General features: G+C 71.2%; 16 protein-coding genes. 1 reads left to right on the forward strand and 15 read right to left on the reverse strand.

Annotation, left to right across the window (positions count from 1 at the left end; all coding sequences use genetic code 11):
• Positions 1-82: 82 nt before the first annotated feature.
• The 6 genes from carB to pyrR all read right to left on the reverse strand — a co-directional run bounded on the left by carB (position 83) and on the right by pyrR (position 8,069).
• The gene (gene carB, locus OHA55_RS02395) at positions 83-3,391 is read right to left on the reverse strand and encodes a carbamoyl-phosphate synthase large subunit (RefSeq protein ID WP_266702298.1); all 3,309 of its coding nucleotides are present in this window, start codon (positions 3,389-3,391) and stop codon (positions 83-85) included.
• Positions 3,384-4,541 (reverse strand): glutamine-hydrolyzing carbamoyl-phosphate synthase small subunit, encoded by a 1,158-nt coding sequence (gene carA / locus OHA55_RS02400; RefSeq protein WP_266702300.1) that lies wholly within the window; start codon positions 4,539-4,541, stop codon positions 3,384-3,386. Before carA ends, carB begins: the two co-directional genes overlap by 8 nt.
• Positions 4,538-5,116 (reverse strand): hypothetical protein, encoded by a 579-nt coding sequence (locus OHA55_RS02405; RefSeq protein ID WP_266702302.1) that lies wholly within the window; start codon positions 5,114-5,116, stop codon positions 4,538-4,540. The genes carA and OHA55_RS02405 overlap by 4 nt, the downstream gene beginning before the upstream one ends.
• On the reverse strand, positions 5,113-6,399 hold the full coding sequence (locus OHA55_RS02410) for a dihydroorotase (protein ID WP_266702304.1): 1,287 nt from the start codon (positions 6,397-6,399) through the stop codon (positions 5,113-5,115). The genes OHA55_RS02405 and OHA55_RS02410 overlap by 4 nt, the downstream gene beginning before the upstream one ends.
• Positions 6,400-6,401: 2 nt before the next feature.
• Positions 6,402-7,379: an aspartate carbamoyltransferase catalytic subunit gene (locus OHA55_RS02415; protein WP_266702306.1), complete on the reverse strand. Its 978-nt coding sequence runs from the start codon at positions 7,377-7,379 to the stop codon at positions 6,402-6,404.
• A 105-nt stretch (positions 7,380-7,484) separates the two neighbouring features.
• The gene (gene pyrR, locus OHA55_RS02420) at positions 7,485-8,069 is read right to left on the reverse strand and encodes a bifunctional pyr operon transcriptional regulator/uracil phosphoribosyltransferase PyrR (protein WP_266702308.1); all 585 of its coding nucleotides are present in this window, start codon (positions 8,067-8,069) and stop codon (positions 7,485-7,487) included.
• 231 nt (positions 8,070-8,300) lie between these two features.
• On the opposite strand from pyrR, the gene bldD reads away from it, so the two are divergent.
• Complete coding sequence (gene bldD, locus OHA55_RS02425) at positions 8,301-8,801, forward strand: transcriptional regulator BldD (RefSeq protein WP_266702310.1); 501 nt, start codon at positions 8,301-8,303, stop codon at positions 8,799-8,801.
• Between the two features lie 207 nt (positions 8,802-9,008).
• Here the strand turns inward: bldD and nusB are convergent, their stop codons facing one another.
• The 9 genes from nusB to mltG form a co-directional block, all read right to left on the reverse strand.
• Positions 9,009-9,440: a transcription antitermination factor NusB gene (gene nusB / locus OHA55_RS02430; RefSeq protein ID WP_266702312.1), complete on the reverse strand. Its 432-nt coding sequence runs from the start codon at positions 9,438-9,440 to the stop codon at positions 9,009-9,011.
• A gap of 2 nt (positions 9,441-9,442) precedes the next feature.
• Complete coding sequence (efp, locus tag OHA55_RS02435) at positions 9,443-10,009, reverse strand: elongation factor P (RefSeq protein WP_266702314.1); 567 nt, start codon at positions 10,007-10,009, stop codon at positions 9,443-9,445.
• Between the two features lie 49 nt (positions 10,010-10,058).
• A complete protein-coding gene (locus OHA55_RS02440; protein ID WP_266702316.1) occupies positions 10,059-11,165 on the reverse strand; it encodes a M24 family metallopeptidase in 1,107 nt (368 codons plus the stop codon).
• Positions 11,166-11,286: 121 nt separating this feature from the next.
• Positions 11,287-12,126 (reverse strand): Pro-rich N-terminal domain-containing protein, encoded by an 840-nt coding sequence (locus OHA55_RS02445; protein ID WP_266702318.1) that lies wholly within the window; start codon positions 12,124-12,126, stop codon positions 11,287-11,289.
• A 142-nt stretch (positions 12,127-12,268) separates the two neighbouring features.
• The gene (gene aroQ / locus OHA55_RS02450; protein WP_266702320.1) at positions 12,269-12,709 is read right to left on the reverse strand and encodes a type II 3-dehydroquinate dehydratase; all 441 of its coding nucleotides are present in this window, start codon (positions 12,707-12,709) and stop codon (positions 12,269-12,271) included.
• Complete coding sequence (gene aroB, locus OHA55_RS02455; RefSeq protein WP_266702322.1) at positions 12,706-14,343, reverse strand: 3-dehydroquinate synthase; 1,638 nt, start codon at positions 14,341-14,343, stop codon at positions 12,706-12,708. The genes aroQ and aroB overlap by 4 nt, the downstream gene beginning before the upstream one ends.
• Positions 14,340-15,524 carry a chorismate synthase gene (gene aroC, locus OHA55_RS02460; protein WP_266702324.1) on the reverse strand — a complete coding sequence of 395 codons (1,185 nt, stop codon included), beginning with the start codon at positions 15,522-15,524 and terminating at the stop codon, positions 14,340-14,342. The genes aroB and aroC overlap by 4 nt, the downstream gene beginning before the upstream one ends.
• Positions 15,525-15,705: 181 nt before the next feature.
• Positions 15,706-16,542: a shikimate dehydrogenase gene (locus OHA55_RS02465; protein WP_266702326.1), complete on the reverse strand. Its 837-nt coding sequence runs from the start codon at positions 16,540-16,542 to the stop codon at positions 15,706-15,708.
• Positions 16,529-18,439 (reverse strand): endolytic transglycosylase MltG, encoded by a 1,911-nt coding sequence (gene mltG / locus OHA55_RS02470; protein ID WP_266702328.1) that lies wholly within the window; start codon positions 18,437-18,439, stop codon positions 16,529-16,531. The genes OHA55_RS02465 and mltG overlap by 14 nt, the downstream gene beginning before the upstream one ends.
• Positions 18,440-18,466: the final 27 nt, after the last annotated feature.

Below are 18,466 nucleotides of genomic sequence, written 5' to 3' on the forward strand. Positions count from 1 at the left end.
AAGAGGGGGACACCGCAGACCGGTGTCCCCCTTGCCTGGCCGGCCCGGACCTCTGGGGCCCGGGCCGGTCCGTGCGTACCGACTAGTCGCGGGCCGCCGTCAGGTGCTCGGCGTGCTCCTGGAGGGAACGTACGCCGACGTCGCCGTGCTTGAGCGCGTCGATGCCCTGGACCGCGGCGGCGAGCGCCTGGACGGTCGTCAGGCACGGCACCGAGCGGGCCACCGCGGCGGTCCGGATCTCGTAGCCGTCGAGCCGGCCGCCGGTGCCGTACGGCGTGTTGACGATGAGGTCGACCTGGCCGTCGTGGATGAGCTGGACGATGGTCTTCTCGCCGTTCGGGCCCTCGCCCTCGGACTGCTTGCGCACGACGGTGGCGTTGATGCCGTTGCGCTTGAGGACCTCGGCGGTGCCGGAGGTCGCCATCAGCTCGAAGCCGTGGGCGACGAGTTCCCGGGCCGGGAAGATCATCGAGCGCTTGTCGCGGTTGGCGACCGAGATGAACGCGCGGCCCTTGACGGGCAGCGGGCCGTAGGCGCCGGCCTGGGACTTGGCGTAGGCCGTCCCGAAGGCGGAGTCGATGCCCATGACCTCACCCGTCGAACGCATCTCCGGGCCGAGGACGGTGTCCACGCCGCGGCCGTGGATGTCGCGGAAGCGCGACCACGGCATGACGGCCTCCTTGACGGAGATCGGCGCGTCGAGCGGCAGGGTGCCGCCGTCGCCCTGGGCCGGCAGCAGGCCCTCGGCGCGCAGCTCGGCGATGGTCGCGCCCAGCGAGATGCGGGCGGCGGCCTTGGCGAGCGGGACCGCGGTCGCCTTCGAGGTGAAGGGGACGGTCCGGGAGGCGCGGGGGTTGGCCTCCAGGACGTAGAGGATGTCGCCGGAGAGCGCGAACTGGATGTTGATCAGTCCGCGGACGCCGACGCCCTTGGCGATTCCCTCGGTGGAGACCCGCAGGCGCTTGATGTCGTGGCCGCCGAGGGTGATCGGGGGCAGCGCGCAGGCGGAGTCGCCGGAGTGGATACCGGCCTCCTCGATGTGCTCCATGACGCCGCCGAGGTAGAGCTCGGTGCCGTCGTAGAGCGCGTCGACGTCGATCTCGATCGCGTCGTCGAGGAAGCGGTCGACCAGGACCGGCCGGGTGGGGCTGATCTCGGTGGACTCGGCGATGTAGGAGGACAGCCGGGTCTCGTCGTAGACGATCTCCATGCCGCGTCCGCCGAGGACGTACGACGGGCGCACCAGGACCGGGTAGCCGATCTCGTCGGCGATGGCCTTGGCCTCGTCGAAGGTGGTGGCGGTGCCGTGCTTGGGCGCGGGCAGACCGGCCTCGGCGAGCACCCGGCCGAAGGCGCCGCGGTCCTCGGCGGCGTGGATCGCCTCGGGGGACGTGCCGACGACGGGGACGCCGTTGTCCTTGAGCGCCTGCGACAGGCCCAGCGGGGTCTGGCCGCCGAGCTGGACGACGACACCCGCGACGGGACCGGCCAGCGTCTCCGCGTGGACGATCTCCAGGACGTCCTCCAGGGTGAGCGGCTCGAAGTAGAGCCGGTCGGAGGTGTCGTAGTCGGTGGAGACGGTCTCCGGGTTGCAGTTGACCATCACGGTCTCGTAGCCGGCGTCGCTGAGCGCGAAGGAGGCGTGGACGCAGGAGTAGTCGAACTCGATGCCCTGGCCGATGCGGTTCGGACCCGAGCCGAGGATGATCACCGCGGGCTTGGTGCGGGGCGCGACCTCGCTCTCCTCGTCGTACGAGGAGTAGAAGTACGGCGTCTTCGCGGCGAACTCGGCGGCGCAGGTGTCGACCGTCTTGTAGACCGGGCGGATGCCCAGCGCGTGGCGGACCTCGCGGACGACGTCCTCGCCCAGGCCGCGGATCTCGGCGATCTGCGCGTCGGAGAAGCCGTGGCGCTTGGCCTCGGCGATCACGTCGGCGTCGAGGCGCTCGGCGGAGGCCAGCTCGTCGGCGATCTCCTTGATCAGGAAGAGCTGGTCCACGAACCACGGGTCGATCTTCGTGGCGTCGAAGACCTCCTCGGGGGTGGCACCGGCGCGGATCGCCTGCATGACGGTGTTGATACGGCCGTCGGTGGGGCGGATCGCCTCGGCGAGCAGGGCGTCCTTGTCGCCGGGTTCGCCGGTGAAGGCGAACTGCGAGCCCTTCTTCTCCAGCGAGCGGAGCGCCTTCTGCAGCGCCTCGGTGAAGTTGCGGCCGATCGCCATGGCCTCGCCCACCGACTTCATGGTGGTGGTGAGGGTGGAGTCGGCGGAGGGGAACTTCTCGAAGGCGAAGCGCGGGGCCTTGACCACGACGTAGTCGAGCGAGGGCTCGAAGGAGGCCGGGGTCTTCTCCGTGATGTCGTTCGGGATCTCGTCCAGCGTGTAGCCGACGGCCAGCTTGGCGGCGATCTTGGCGATCGGGAAGCCGGTGGCCTTGGAGGCGAGGGCCGAGGACCGGGAGACGCGCGGGTTCATCTCGATGACGATGATCCGGCCGTCGGTGGGGTCGATGGCGAACTGGATGTTGCAGCCGCCGGTGTCGACGCCGACCTCGCGGATGATCGCGATGCCGAGGTCGCGCAGCCGCTGGTACTCGCGGTCGGTGAGCGTCATCGACGGGGCGACGGTGATGGAGTCGCCGGTGTGGACGCCCATCGGGTCGAAGTTCTCGATCGAGCAGACGACCACGACGTTGTCGTTCTTGTCGCGCATCAGCTCCAGCTCGTACTCCTTCCAGCCGAGGATGGACTCCTCCAGGAGCACCTCGGTGGTCGGCGAGAGGGTGAGGCCCTGTCCGGCGATGCGGCGCAGCTCCTCCTCGTCGTGGGCGAAGCCGGAGCCGGCGCCGCCCATGGTGAAGGAGGGGCGGACGACGACGGGGTAGCCGCCGAGGGTCTCGACGCCCTGGATGACGTCGTCCATCGAGTGGCAGATGACCGAGCGGGCGGACTCGCCGTGGCCGATCTTCTCGCGGACGGCCTCGACGACGCCCTTGAAGAGGTCGCGGTCCTCGCCCTTGTTGATCGCCTCGACGTTGGCGCCGATCAGCTCGACGCCGTACTTCTCCAGCACGCCGTTGTCGTGCATGGAGATGGCGGTGTTGAGCGCGGTCTGGCCGCCCAGCGTGGGCAGGAGGGCGTCGGGGCGCTCCTTGGCGATGATCTTCTCGACGAACTCGGGGGTGATCGGCTCGACGTACGTGGCGTCGGCGATCTCCGGGTCGGTCATGATCGTGGCCGGGTTGGAGTTGACCAGGATGACGCGCAGGCCTTCGGCCTTGAGCACGCGGCACGCCTGGGTACCGGAGTAGTCGAACTCGGCGGCCTGGCCGATGACGATCGGGCCGGAGCCGATGACCAGGACGGACTGGATATCGGAGCGCTTAGGCACGCTGGCCCTCCATCAGGGTGACGAAACGGTCGAAGAGGTACGCGGCGTCGTGCGGGCCGGCGGCTGCTTCGGGGTGGTACTGGACGCTGAACGCGGGCTGGTCGAGGAGGTGCAGTCCCTCGACGACCTGGTCGTTCAGGCAGACGTGGGAGACCTCGGCGCGGCCGAACTCGGTGTCCGAGACCTTGTCCAGGGGCGCGTCGACGGCGAAGCCGTGGTTGTGCGCGGTGACCTCGACCTTGCCGGTCGTGCGGTCCTGGACGGGCTGGTTGATGCCCCGGTGGCCGTACTTCAGCTTGTACGTGCCGAAGCCGAGGGCGCGGCCGAGGATCTGGTTGCCGAAGCAGATGCCGAAGAGCGGCGTCCTGCGCTCCAGCACGGCGCGCATCAGCGCGACCGGGCCGTCCGCGGTGGCGGGGTCGCCCGGGCCGTTGGAGAAGAACACGCCGTCGGGGGCGACGGCGTAGACGTCCTCGACGGTCGCGGTCGCGGGGAGCACGTGCACCTCGATGCCGCGCTCGGCCATCCGGCGCGGGGTCATGCCCTTGATGCCGAGGTCGATCGCGGCGACGGTGAACTTCTTCTCGCCGATCGCCGGGACGGTGTAGGCCTCCTTGGTGGCGACCTCCTCGTACAGGCTGGCGCCCTTCATCTGCGGCTGGGCCTGGACGCGGGCGAGCAGCTCGGCGTCGGGGGCGAGTGCCTCGCCGGAGAAGACGCCGGAGCGCATGGCGCCGAGTTCGCGCAGGTGGCGGGTGAGGGCGCGGGTGTCGACGCCGGAGATCCCGACGACGCCCTGCTTGCTCAGCTCCTCGTCCAGGGAGCGGCGCGAGCGCCAGTTGGACGGGATGCGGGCGGGGTCGCGCACGACGTAGCCGGAGACCCAGATGCGGGCGGACTCGTCGTCCTCGTCGTTCCAGCCGGTGTTGCCGATCTGCGGCGCGGTGGCGACGACGATCTGGCGGTCGTAGGAGGGGTCGGTCAGCGTCTCCTGGTAGCCGGTCATGCCGGTGGAGAAAACGGCCTCGCCGAAGGTCTCCCCCACGGCCCCGTAGGCGCGGCCGCGGAAGATGCGGCCGTCCTCCAGGACGAGTACGGCGGGAGACACCCCATTCCTCTTCGAGGCGTACCCCGGATTGGAGATCGTCATCGTGCGGTGCCTTCCGTAGTGCTGGTGAGAGGTGTGAGGGTGTCGATCCAGGCCTGGTGCTCGTCCGCCCGGTCGGAGCGGAACCCGGAGTCGATCAGCTTGTCGCCGTGGGCCCAGGTGATGACCAGCAGGCCGCCCTCGGGGAGGACCTTGCCCGCGATGGCCCGCTCGTGCCGGGCCTCGCGCAGCGCTTCCGCCGGTACGAAGAACCCGGTCGCTCCGGGACGTACGACGTCCAGGCCCCGGTCCGTGAGGGTGAGCTCGACCCGGCTGCGGGTGCCGAGGCCGTGGGCGACGATGCGGTCGAGCCACTGCCCGGCGGTGGTCGAGCCGTGGTACCGGCCGCTGAGCGTCAGGAGCGGGGGCTCGTCCCCGAATCCGGCCGGGGTGGCGGGGAGCTCCGGCAGGTCGGACTGGAGGCTGCCGCGCCACTTCCATCCCTGGCGCATCAGCCAGTAGACGAAGGCCACGAAGACCAGTATTCCGACGACCCAGCTGATCCTGGCGGACCAGTCGGTCACGTCGGCCGACTTCTGCTCGGCGGCCAGCTGGTACAGGGGGATCAGTTTTGTCACGTGAGCTTCCCGTCGACGACCGTGGCACGGCCCCGCAGGAAGGTGTGGGTGACCCGTCCCGGCAGCTCGCGGCCCTCGTAGGGGGTGTTGCGGCTGCGGGACGCGAAGCCCGCGGGGTCCACGACACCACGGTATGCCGGATCGACGAGGACGAGGTTGGCGGGCTCACCGGCCGAGACGGGACGGCCGTGTCCGTCGAGGCGGCCGATGGCCGCCGGGCGGAAGGACATGCGGTCGGCGACGCCCGCCCAGTCGAGCAGACCGGTCTCGACCATCGTCTGCTGGACGACGGAGAGCGCGGTCTCCAGGCCCACCATGCCCATGGCCGCCGCGGCCCACTCGCAGTCCTTGTCCTCGTGCGGGTGCGGGGCGTGGTCGGTGGCGACGCAGTCGATGGTGCCGTCGGCGAGGGCCTCGCGCAGGGCCAGGACGTCGGCCTCGGTGCGCAGCGGCGGGTTCACCTTGTAGACGGGGTCGTACGAGCGCACCAGCTCGTCGGTGAGGAGCAGGTGGTGCGGGGTGACCTCGGCGGTGACGTTCCAGCCCTTGGACTTGGCCCAGCGGACGATCTCGACGGAACCGGCGGTCGACAGGTGGCAGATGTGCACCCGGGAGTCGACGTGGGCGGCGAGCAGCACGTCGCGCGCGATGATCGACTCCTCGGCGACGGCGGGCCAGCCGCCGAGGCCGAGCTCGGCGGAGACGGTGCCCTCGTTCATCTGGGCGCCCTCGGTGAGGCGGGGCTCCTGGGCGTGCTGGGCGACGACGCCGTCGAATGCCTTCACGTACTCCAGGGCGCGGCGCATGATCACGGCGTCGTCGACGCACTTGCCGTCGTCGGAGAAGACCTTCACTCCGGCGGCCGAGTCGTGCATGGCGCCGAGTTCGGCGAGCTGCTTGCCCTCCAGGCCGACGGTGACGGCGCCGATCGGCTGGACGTCGCAGTAGCCGGACTCCTTGCCGAGCCGCCAGACCTGCTCGACCACACCGGCGGTGTCGGCGACGGGGAAGGTGTTGGCCATGGCGTGCACGGCGGTGAAGCCGCCGACGGCCGCGGCCTTGGTGCCGGTCAGGACGGTCTCGGAGTCCTCGCGGCCGGGCTCGCGCAGGTGGGTGTGGAGGTCGACCAGGCCGGGCAGCAGGACCTGGCCCGCCGCCTCGACGACGGTGGCGTCGGCCGCCTCGATGCCGGTGCCGATCTCGGCGATGGTCTCGCCGTCGATCAGGACGTCCTGGACTTCGCCACCGAGGATCTGCGCGCCGCGGATAAGGATCTTGCTCATGGTTACTTGTTCCCCTCGGTACGGGCGGTGGTGGCGGGCTCGGAGCCGCCCAGCAGCAGGTAGAGCACGGCCATGCGGACGGAGACGCCGTTGGCGACCTGTTCGACGGCGGTGCAGCGGTCGGAGTCGGCGACCTCGGCGGTGATCTCCATGCCGCGGTTCATCGGGCCGGGGTGCATGACGATGCTGTGCTCGGGCATCTTCGCCATGCGGTCGCCGTTGAGGCCGTAGCGGCGGGAGTACTCGCGCTCGGTCGGGAAGTACGCGGCGTTCATCCGCTCACGCTGCACACGCAGCATCATCACCGCGTCGGACTTCGGGAGCACCTCGTCCAGGCCGTAGCTGACGTCGCAGGGCCACTGCTCCACGCCGATCGGCAGCAGGGTGGGCGGGGCCACCAGGGTGACGTGGGCGCCGAGCGTGGTCAGCAGGTGGACGTTGGAGCGGGCCACCCGGCTGTGCAGGACGTCGCCGACGATGGTGATCCGGCGGCCTTCGAGGTCGCGGCCGAGCCCCTGGTCGGCCCCGACCAGCCTGCGGCGCATGGTGAAGGCGTCCAGCAGGGCCTGGGTGGGGTGCTCGTGGGTGCCGTCGCCCGCGTTGACCACCGCGCCGTCGATCCAGCCGGAGGTGGCGAGGCGGTACGGGGCGCCCGAGGCGTGGTGCCGGATGACGACGGCGTCGGCGCCCATCGCCTCCAGGGTCAGCGCGGTGTCCTTGAGGGATTCGCCCTTGGAGACGGACGAGCCCTTCGCGGAGAAGTTGATGACGTCGGCGGAGAGGCGCTTGGCGGCGGCCTCGAAGGAGATACGGGTGCGCGTCGAGTCCTCGAAGAAGAGGTTGACGACGGTACGGCCGCGCAGAGTGGGGAGCTTCTTGATCGGCCGGTCGGCGACCCGGGCCATCTCCTCGGCGGTGTCGAGGATGAGGACGGCGTCGTCGCGGGTGAGATCGGCGGCCGAGATGAGGTGGCGCTTCATCTGGGTGTTCTCCGGGGTGGGGGAGGGTTCGGGGCGTGCGGGCGTGCTGCAGCGGCCGTACGGACCGGGTGGCGGGCGTACGGGGGCGCTGGTGCGGAAGGGGTGCTAGTGCCCGCCTGCCGTGGCGGTCTTCCGCGCTCCGAGCAGCACGGCGTCGCGGCCGTCCTCCTCGGCGAGCTGGACCGTGACCGTCTCCCGGTGCGACGTCGGGAGGTTCTTGCCGACGTAGTCGGCGCGGATCGGGAGTTCGCGGTGTCCGCGGTCGACGAGGACCGCGAGCTGTACGGCGCGGGGGCGGCCGATGTCGCCGAGGGCGTCGAGGGCGGCACGGATGGTGCGGCCGGAGAAGAGCACGTCGTCGACGAGAACGACGAGGCGTTCGTCGACGCCGTCGCCGGGGATCTCGGTACGCCCCAGGGCGCGTGCGGGACGCATCCGGAGGTCGTCGCGGTGCATCGTGATGTCGAGCGATCCGACCGGAATCGAGCGGCCGGTGATCTCTTCGAGCTTCTCCGCGAGCCTGCGGGCCAGGTAAACGCCGCGGGTGGGGATTCCGAGGAGCACCACGTCGTCGGCGCCCTTGGCGCGTTCGACGATCTCGTGGGCGATCCGGGTCAGTGCCCGGGCGATGTCGGGGGCTTCCAGAACGGGCCGTGCCGCGTTGCCGGTGCCTTCGTGCTGTGCGTCCATTGAGAAACGGACCTCCTTCTCCGCCTCACGGGACGGACCTTAAAGGACGTCGGACATGCTTGAATTTCGTGTTCCACGGTACCAGGGCCGTTCCGGAGCTCCCGACCCGGCCCCCCGAGGAGCCGCTCGGGACCTCCCGGCTTGACGCATCCAAGTAACGCTGCGTAACCTCACAGTGAGTCACCAGACACGCGGCGGCGCCGCATCATGTTCGAGCGTCCGGGGAGCCTTATGTCCAGCGAATACGCAAAACAGCTCGGGGCCAAGCTCCGCGCCATCCGCACCCAGCAGGGCCTCTCCCTCCACGGCGTGGAGGAGAAGTCCCAGGGCCGTTGGAAGGCCGTCGTCGTCGGCTCGTACGAGCGCGGCGACCGTGCGGTGACCGTCCAGCGCCTCGCGGAACTGGCGGATTTCTACGGCGTTCCCGTCCAGGAGCTGCTGCCGGGTACGACCCCCGGCGGCGCGGCCGAGCCGCCGCCGAAGCTCGTCCTGGACCTGGAGCGTCTCGCCCACGTCCCGCCGGAGAAGGCCGGACCGCTGCAGCGTTACGCGGCGACGATCCAGAGCCAGCGCGGCGACTACAACGGCAAGGTCCTCTCGATCCGCCAGGACGACCTGCGCACCCTCGCGGTGATCTACGACCAGTCGCCTTCGGTGCTGACCGAGCAGCTGATCAACTGGGGCGTGCTGGACGCGGACGCGCGCCGGGCCGTCACCCACGACGAGGGCTGAGACCCGCGGCGAGGCTCCGGCCCCGCCCGTACCAACACTGTCGCCGGGCCGGCGGGAGGACCTGAGAGGGTCTCCCGCCGGCCCGGCGTCGGTTTCCCCCTCGGAGATGCCCCGATCCGCCCCGAGGGGCCCTGGAGCGGTGCCCGGACATGCCGAAGGCCCGCGGTCGCACTGACCGCGGGCCTTCGTCGGCTGAACGCCCCGGAGCTACTGCTCGCGGCGCAGGTTCGGCTTGAGGTCCTTGAAACGGGCCAGCATCCCGTTCACGAAGGACGGGGAGTCGTCCGTGGAGAACTCCTTGGCGAGCTGGACCGCCTCGTCGATGACGACGGCGTCCGGCGTCTCGTCCATCCAGATCAGCTCGTACGCGCCGAGCCGGAGGATGCTGCGGTCGACGACCGGCATGCGGTCGATCTCCCAGTCCACGGCGTACGTGACGATGAGGTCGTCGATCCGGTCCGCGTACCGCGCGTACCCCTCGACGAGCTCCATCGTGAATTCACCGACGGGGGGCTGACGGTCGTCGGTCCGCGAGTGCCGGACCCAGTCCGCGAGGACCGTCTGCACGGACTCGCCGCGCTGGTCGGCCTCGAAGAGGATCTGGAAGGCGCGCTTGCGGGCCTTGTTCCGGGCAGCCACGGTTAGCTGTTCACCCGGCCGAGGTAGTCGCCCGTGCGGGTGTCGACCTTGATCTTCTCGCCCGTGGTGATGAAGAGCGGCACGCCGATCTCGTAACCGGTCTCCAGCGTGGCGGGCTTGGTGCCGCCGGTGGAGCGGTCGCCCTGGACGCCCGGGTCGGTGTGCTGGATGGTCAGCTCGACGGCGGCGGGCAGCTCCACGTAGAGCACCTCGCCCTCGTGCTGCGCGACCGAGGCGGTGAAGCCCTCGATGAGGAAGTTGGCGGTGTCGCCGACGGACTTGCGGTCGACCATGAGCTGGTCGTACGTGCTCATGTCCATGAAGACGAAGTAGTCGCCGTCCATGTACGAGAACTGCATGTCACGGCGGTCGATGGTGGCCGTTTCGACCTTCACGCCGGCGTTGAACGTCTTGTCGACGACCTTGCCGGAGAGCACGTTCTTGAGCTTGGTGCGCACGAAGGCCGGGCCCTTGCCGGGCTTGACGTGCTGGAACTCGACGACGGACCAGAGCTGGCCTCCGTCGAGCTTGAGCACCAGGCCGTTCTTGAGGTCGTTCGTGGAAGCCACGGTTGCGGAATCTCCTGGACTGAAAGCAGTGGACGGCCAAGAACGCGCGCTAGAGCGCGAGCAGCTCCTTGGTCGTAATGGTGAGTAGCTCGGGTCCGCCGTCCGCCTCGGGGCGCACGACGAGCGTGTCATCGATCCGGACACCGCCCCGGCCCGGGAGGTGGACCCCCGGTCCGACGGTGACCGGCACGCAAGCGTCCAGTTTACCCATGGCTGTCGGTGCCAGCTGCGGGTCCTCGTCGATTTCGAGTCCGACCCCGTGCCCGGTGCGCGGCATGAGCCCCTCGCCGTGCCCCGCGGAGTCCAGCGGATGGCGGGCCGCGTGGTCGACTTCACGGTAGGTGGCGTCCGGCAGCAGAGCCTCCCGGCCCCCGCGCTGAGCGGCGAAAACGAGGTCGTACAGCTCGATCTGCCAGTCCGCCGGGGCGGTGCCGATGACGAAGGTGCGGGCGATCTCGCAGCGGTAGCCGCGGTAGCTCGCACCGAGGCAGACGCTGAGGAAATCACCTTCCTCGACCCTGCGGTCGGTCGGCCGGTGACGCCCCTGGCCGGAATTGGGGCCGGTGGCCACGGAGGTGGCGAAGGCGGGTCCCTCGGCGCCGTGGTCGACCAGCCGGCGTTCCAGCTCCAGGGAGAGGTGGCGCTCGGTGCGGCCGACGAGGATCGATTCGAGCAACTCCCCCAGCGCCTGGTCGGTGATCTCCGCCGCGATGCGCAGGCAGGCGATCTCCTCCTCGTCCTTGACCACCCGCAGCTGCTCCACGGTGGTCCCGAGGTCCCCCAGGCGGAGCCGGGGCGCCGCGGTGGCCATGGCGCGGTGGCGGGCCACGGTGAGGTCGTGCTCCTCCACGGCAAGACGCTCGGTGCCGTGCGTGGCGGCCATGTTCGCGGCGGCGACGGCCGCGTCCCCGCGCCCGCTCCCGAGGACCGACACCCGCAGCGACTCGTCCGTACGTCCGTGGGCCGGATCGCCGCCCGGGGGGCGGGGGCAGAGCAGGACGTCGTCCCCGGCTCCGAGCAGCAGGACCGCGCCGGGAGGCGCCCCGCCGGCGAGATAGCGGACGTTGGCGGGGCGGGAGACCAGGGCGGCGGCCGATCCGGCTGCGGCGCACCGGTCGCGGACCAGCCCGCGGCGGACGGCGTACACCTCTGACATGCCCCGAGCGTACGAGCGCATCCGCCGCCCCGCCCGTCAGCGCTGTCCGACGGGGGACGGCCGGGGACCGCCGGGGACCGCCGGGACGGGGGCAGGTGCCGGGGCCGTTCGCGGGCGGGACTTACCAGGAGGGCGGGCTGGCCAGGGCGCGGGCGAGGACCTCGTCCAGGACCCGGGCGGTGGTCTCGACGTCGTACGTGGAGTTGTCGATGATCGGCAGCCCGGAGCCGTACCAGCCCGCCATCCTGCCGTGGATGCGGGCGACCTCCTCGTCGGAGAGGCGGCGGTTGCCGGTGCGGGCGGCGTTGCGCTCCAGGACGATCTCCAGACCGGGCAGGAGCACCACGGGGAGCAGCCCCGGCCCGACGTGGCGCTTCCAGCCGCCGAGGCCGATGACGGGCCGGTCGGGGAAGACGGCGTCGTCGAGGATGCAGGAGATGCCGTTGGCGAGGAAGTTGCGGGCGGCGAAGCCGCAGGTACGGCGGGCCAGGCGGTACTGGGCCTCGGACTGGTCGTTCCAGCCGGTCTGCGGGTCGGCGAATCCGGAGCGCACCCACTCCCGTACGTCGTCCAGGGAGACGTGTGCGGTGGGCGCTCTGCGGCGGGCGGCCCACAGGTTGGCGACGGTGGTCTTGCCCGCGCCGGCCGGGCCGATCAGGAGGACGGCGAGGGTGGCCGTCCCGGTGCCGGGTTCGACGGGCTGCGCGGGGAGCGGCACGAGGCCGCCCGGCGGCAGCCGGAAGTGGCCGGTGACCTCGCGGGAAGGGGGCGGGGGCTGCTGGTCGGGGCCGGGCACGGCCCATCCCTGGCTCAGGTGCTGCGGGGGCGCTGAGGGCGCCGGGGGTATCGGGGGCGGCGGCGGCGCGGCGCTGCCGGGGTGCGGGGCGTGGTGCGGGCCGCCGGCGGGGCCGTGTCCGGGCCCGTGGGGAGGCGGCAGCGGAGCCCCCACTGCGTGCTGCATCCGGTGCCACTCCGTCTCGTGCGGTCGACTGGCGCTGGTCGGACGGCTACCGTACCGCCCCGGGCCTTCACTGGGTGAACGGCCCGGGGCGGTACTGAGTGCCCGGGGGCGGGCGCCGGGGCGAGCGGAGGGTGACGCCGGGTCAGTCCGTCAGCTCTTCGGCGAGCGCGCGCAGCGCCAGCCGGTAGGAGCCGATGCCGAATCCGGCGACGGTCCCGGTGGCGATCGGTGCGACCACGGAGTTGTGCCGGAACTCCTCGCGTGCGTACGGGTTGGAGATGTGCACCTCGATGAGGGGCGCGGTGCGCTGCGAGGCCGCGTCCCTCATCCCGTACGAGTAGTGGGTGAACGCGCCGGGGTTGATGACCACCGGGACCGAACCGTCCGCCGCCTCGTGGAGCCAGCGGATCATCTGGCCCTCGTCGTTGGTCTCGCGGACCTCGACGTCGAAACCGAGCTCCTTGCCGAGCTCCTCGCAGGTCGCGACGAGCCCGGCGTAGGAGGTGGCCCCGTAGACGTCGGGCTCGCGGGAGCCCAGGCGGCCGAGGTTCGGACCGTTCAGCACGAAGACCTTGCGGGTCACGCGGAGACCTCCCCGTAGGCGGCGAGCAGGACGGCCGGGTCCGGGCCCTCCAGGACGGTGGGCTTGCCGAGCGCGTCGAGGACGATGAAGCGCAGCAGGTCGCCGCGGGACTTCTTGTCGACCTTCATGTTCTCCAGCAGGCGGGGCCACTGGTCACCGCGGTAGGTGAGCGGCAGGCCGACCGACGCGAGGACGGAGCGGTGCCGGTCGGCGGTGGCGTCGTCGAGCCGTCCGGCGAGCCGGCCCAGTTCGGCGGCGAAGACCAGGCCGATCGAGACGGCGGCGCCGTGACGCCACTTGTAGCGCTCGTTCTTCTCGATCGCGTGGCCGAGGGTGTGGCCGTAGTTGAGGATCTCGCGGAGTCCGGCTTCCTTGAGGTCGCTGGAGACGACCTCGGCCTTGACCCGGATGGAGCGCTCGATCAGTTCGGCGGTGTGCGGTCCGGCGGGGGTACGGGCCCCCTCGGGGTCCGACTCGACGAGGTCGAGGATCACCGGGTCGGCGATGAAGCCGGCCTTGATGATCTCGGCCATCCCGGAGACGTAGTCGTGCACCGGGAGCGAGTCCAGGGCGGCCAGGTCGCAGAGGACCCCGGCCGGCGGGTGGAAGGCGCCGACGAGGTTCTTGCCCTCGGCGGTGTTGATGCCCGTCTTGCCGCCGACCGCCGCGTCGACCATGCCGAGGACCGTGGTGGGAACCGCGATCCAGCGCACTCCGCGCAGCCAGCTCGCCGCGACGAACCCGGCGACGTCGGTGGTGGCTCCGCCGCCGACACCGACGATGACGTCGCTGCGGGTGAAGCCGGTCTGGCCCAGCGCCTTCCAGCAATAGGCGGCGACCTCGACGGTCTTGGCCTCCTCGGCGTTCGGCAGCTGGATCGCGATGGCCTCGTACCCCTGGGCGGCGAGGTCCTCGCGGACCGCCTCGCCGGTCTCGGCGAGTGCCTCGGGGTGCAGCACGGCGACGCGCTTGGCGCGGTCACCGATCAGCTTCGGCAGTTCGCCGAGGAGCTGCCGGCCGACCAGCACCTCGTACGGGTCGCTCCCCGCGGTGCCGGCGACCTGGATGCGGGTGGGGGCCTGCTCGGTCATTGCTGTCTTCTCCCGGCCGGGCGCGGTGTCGCGTTCCGGCAGTTCCAGTGCGTCGACGATCTCGCGGGCGATCTCGTCGGGGGTGCGGTCGTCGGTGGCGACGGTCACCCGCGCCACCTCTTCGTACAGCTGGCGGCGGAGGTCCATCATCTCGCGCCACTGCCGGCGCGGGTTGACGGCCAGCAGCGGGCGGGCGGTGCCCAGTCCGACGCGCTTGACCGCCTCCTCCACGTCCATGGAGAGGTAGACGACGGCATGCCCGGCCAGCAGGGCGCGGGTGCCCTCGTCGAGCACCGCCCCGCCGCCGAGCGCGAGCACTCCGGTGTGCCCGGTGACGGCCGCGCGCACGGCGTGCCGCTCCAGTTCGCGGAAGCGCTCCTCGCCCTCGTCGAAGAAGATCTCCGAGATGGGCTTGCCCGCGGTCGCCACCACATCGGCGTCGGTGTCGCGGTACGGGGCTCCGAGCCGCTCGGAGAGCAGCTCACCGATCGTGGACTTGCCGACCCCCATGGGGCCGACGAGGACGACCAGCGGCCCGCTCATCGGATCTGGAGGTTGTCGAGGTAGCCCCGCACGTTCCGGCGCGTCTCGGCAACGCTGTCCCCGCCGAACTTCTCCGCGACGGCGTCGGCGAGCACCAGGGCGACCATGGCCTCGGCGACGATGCCGGCGGCCGGCACGGCACAGACGTCGGAGCGCTGGTGGTGGGCCTTGGCGGGCTCGCCGGTCACCACGTCGACGGTGGCGAGTGCGCGCGGCACGGTCGCGATCGGCTTCATCGCGGCGCGGACCCGCAGCAGCTCACCGGTGGTCAGACCGCCCTCGGTGCCGCCGGCGCGGCCGGAGGCGCGCTTGATGCCGTCCTCGGTGACCAGGATCTCGTCGTGGGCCTTGGAGCCGGGCACCCGGGCCAGGTCGAAGCCGTCGCCGACCTCCACGCCCTTGATCGCCTGGATGCCCATGAGGGCGGAGGCGAGCCGGGCGTCGAGGCGACGGTCCCAGTGCACGTGCGAGCCGAGTCCGACCGGCACGCCGTAGGCGAGCACCTCGACGACGCCGCCGAGGGTGTCGCCGTCCTTGTGGGCCTGGTCGATCTCGGCGACCATCGCCTTCGACGCGTCGGCGTCGAGGCAGCGGACCGGGTCGGCGTCGAGCGCCGGCACGTCGGCCGGGGTCGGCAGCACGCCGTACGGCGCCTTGGCGGCGGCCAGTTCGACGACGTGGCTGACGATCTCGATGCCCGCGGTCTCCTTGAGGTAGGAGCGGGCGACGGCGCCGAGCGCCACGCGGGCGGCGGTCTCCCGGGCGCTGGCGCGCTCCAGGATCGGCCGGGCCTCGTCGAATCCGTACTTCTGCATGCCCGCCAGGTCGGCGTGGCCGGGCCGGGGGCGCGTCAGCGGGGCGTTGCGGGCCAGTGCGGCCAGCTCCTCCTCGGGGACCGGGTCGGCGGACATGACCTGTTCCCACTTGGGCCACTCGGTGTTGCCGACCATGACGGCGACCGGGGACCCCATGGTGAGGCCGTGGCGTACGCCGCCGAGGAAGGTGACCTCGTCCTGCTCGAACTTCATCCGAGCACCGCGGCCGTAGCCGAGCCGTCGCCGGGCGAGGGCGTCGGCCACCATCTCCGTGGTGACCGGGACGCCGGCGGGAAGACCCTCCAGCGTCGCCACGAGTGCGGGGCCGTGCGACTCCCCCGCGGTCAGCCAGCGCAACCTGCTCAACGGTGCTCCTCGATGCTCGCGCGCAAAAACTGCAAAGGCGCGGCCGGGTGCGCGGCCCTGGCCCGCCGCCCCCGATCCTCCCACGAGCTGGGGGGCGAACCGGCCTCCGGTCCAGCAGACGGACGTTTCGTGCGCGTCCGTGCCGGTCTCCAGGGCTCGGCGAAGAGCCCGGGGCCGGCCCTCAGCGTGCCGCCAGCGCGGCCTCTCCCGCCGTCCGCATGGCGGCCAGCGGCGCCGGGGAGCGACCCGTCATCTGCTCGACCTGGAAGACCGCCTGGTGCACCAGCAGGTCGAGCCCGCCGACCACGGCCCCGCCCCGGTCCGTCCAGGCGGCGGCGAGGGCGGTGGGCCAGGGCTCGTACAGCACGTCGAAGAGGGTGCCCGGGGCGTCCGGTACGGCGGCGGCGAGGGCGTCCGTGGTGCCGGCCGGTGTGGTCGCGACGACGAGCGGGGCGGCGAAGGCCTCGGCGGCGTCGGCCCAGTCGGCGACGGTGATGTCCACGCCGAGGCGCTCGCCCCAGCCGCGCATCTCGTCGGCCCGCGCGCGGCTGCGCACGTACGTGGTGACCGGTCCCGCGCAGATCTGGGAGAGCGCGGCGAGCGCCGAGGAGGCGGTCGCGCCCGCGCCGAGGACCGCGGCGGACTCCACCTTGTCGACGCCCCGTTCGCGCAGCGCGGCGACCATCCCGGGGATGTCGGTGTTGTCCCCGACACGCCGGCCGTCCTCGGTGAGGACGACCGTGTTGACGGCCTCGACCGCGGCGGCGGTCCCGCTGACCGCGTCGAGCAGCGGGATGACCGCCCGCTTGAGGGGCATGGTCAGCGACAGCCCCGCCCAGCTCGCGTCCAGGTCCGCGAAGAAGCCCGGGAGCCCCGCCTCGTCCACGTCGAAGCGGTTGTACGACCAGTGGGCGAGGCCGAGTTCCGCGTACGCGGCCCGGTGCAGGACCGGGGAGAGCGAGTGGGTGATCGGGGAGCCGAGGACCGCGGCGCGGCGGGGTCCCTCATTGGAGGTCATGCATTTCCTTGAACTTCTCGTTGAGCTTCTCGTGCTCTTCGGCCGTCTTGGTGAAGTCGGTTTTCTTCCCGTCCAGCGAGATGAAGAACATCCACCCGTCCGAGGTCGGGTTGAGGGTCGCGCTGATCGCCTCGTCCCCCGGGTTGCCGATCGGGCCCGGCGGCAGACCTGCGTGGTAATAGGTGTTGTAGAGGTCCGGGTTGGTGCGGATCTCGCTCGACCTGATCGTGATCTCGCTCTGGTTCTTCAGGTAGTTGAACGCGGAGTCGAATTCGAGCTTGCGGTTGGTGACCGTGTTGTCCGGCTGGAGGCGGTTGTAGACCACCTCGGCCATCTTCCGGAAGTCGTCGTGGGAGATGCCCTCGGCCTGGACCAGGCTGGCGACGGTCAGGACCTGCCAGGGGCCGTCCAGGTCGTACTTCTTCGCCGCACCGTCGAGGTCGAGCTTGCTGTACTCCTCGTTCGCACGGGAGACCATCCGCTTCAGCGCGTCCTCGGGCTTGGATCCCTTGGCCACCGGATACGCCGCGGGGAAGAGGAAGCCCTCCAGCGGGTCCTTGAGATCCGCGTGGTTCGTCGCCCAGTCGGGCAGACCGAGGTCCTTCACACGGTCGTGCGCGACCTTCTTGGTGGTGCCCTCGGCCAGACCGATCCGTTTGTCGATCAGTTCGTAGATCTTGACGTTCCGCGTGCCCTCGGGGATGACCAGGGCGTTCTGGCTCTTCGGGTCCAGCATCATCTTGACGGCGTTGGCCGCGGACATCTGCTTGTTGAGGAGGTAGACGCCCGCCTGGATCGAGTTGCCCTTGGGGTTCGAGTTCTGGGCGGAAACGAAGGCGTCGACGGACTTCACGACGCCCTGCTTCTTCAGCTTGTTGGCGATGTCGTAGCCGAGCGCGTTCTTCGGGATCTCGACCTCGACCTGCGGGCCGGTGCCCATCCCCTCGTAGTCCTCGGGGGCGCCGAACTGCTGCTTCCAGTAGCTGTATCCGAAGTAGGACACACCACCGAGGCCGCCGACCAGGACCAGCGAGACGACGAGGCAGGCGCAGCCGTTGCGGCTCTTCTTCTTGCCCTTGGTACGGCCGCCGCGGCGGCCGGAGTGCGGGTCGTCGTCGTATTCGGAGTCCGCTCCGTCGTCCGGGTCGGAGTCCCGGTCCGACGCGTCGCCGGGGGCGTTCTTGCCGCGGCCGCGCCGCTCCTCCGGGGTGTCCGCGCCGGTGAAGAAGGGGTGCGTCTCCTCCACCGGCTCGTCCGGGTCCCAGTCCGTCTGCGGCTGGGGCTCGGGTTCCGGTGCGGTGCGGCGGCCCGGCGGGCGCGGCGGAGGGAAGGCCTCCGGGGTGGCGTACTGGTCGGCGGGGGCGCCGTAGGCCTCCGCCGGGTAGCCGTACGGGTCGTGGGGCTGGGCGCCGTACGGCATGGCCGGCTGCGGGCCGGTCTCCCAGCCCTGGTCGTAGCCGGACTGCTGCGGGTCCTGGCGCTGCTGTCCGTACGACTGCTGTCCGTACGGCTCCTGCTGCCCGTACGACTGCTGCTGGCCGTACGCCTCCTGCCCATGGGGCTGTTGCTGCTCGTAGCCGCCACCCTGGGGCTGCTGGTACGGCTGTTGCTGCTGATGTCCGTAGGGGTCCTGGGGATTGCCGTAACCCTGCTGCGGGTAGGACTGCTGCTGGGCGTACGGATCCTGGGGATTGCCGTAGCCCTGCTGCTGGGCGTACGGATCCTGGGGGTTGCCGTAGCCCTGCTGCTGATGCTGCTGAGCGTAGGGGTCCTGCGGATGGCCGCCGTAGGAGTTCTGGCCCTGCGGCGCTTCCTGGGGCACCCAGCCCGCTTCCCCCTGGAGGGGATCCTCGGGATGCCACGGTTCGGGACCTGCGCCCCGGCCATACTCAGTCATCGATCCCCTAGAGCCGCGAGACGCGCG

The organism is Streptomyces sp. NBC_00102 (genome assembly GCF_026343115.1).
Lineage (GTDB): Bacteria > Actinomycetota > Actinomycetes > Streptomycetales > Streptomycetaceae > Streptomyces.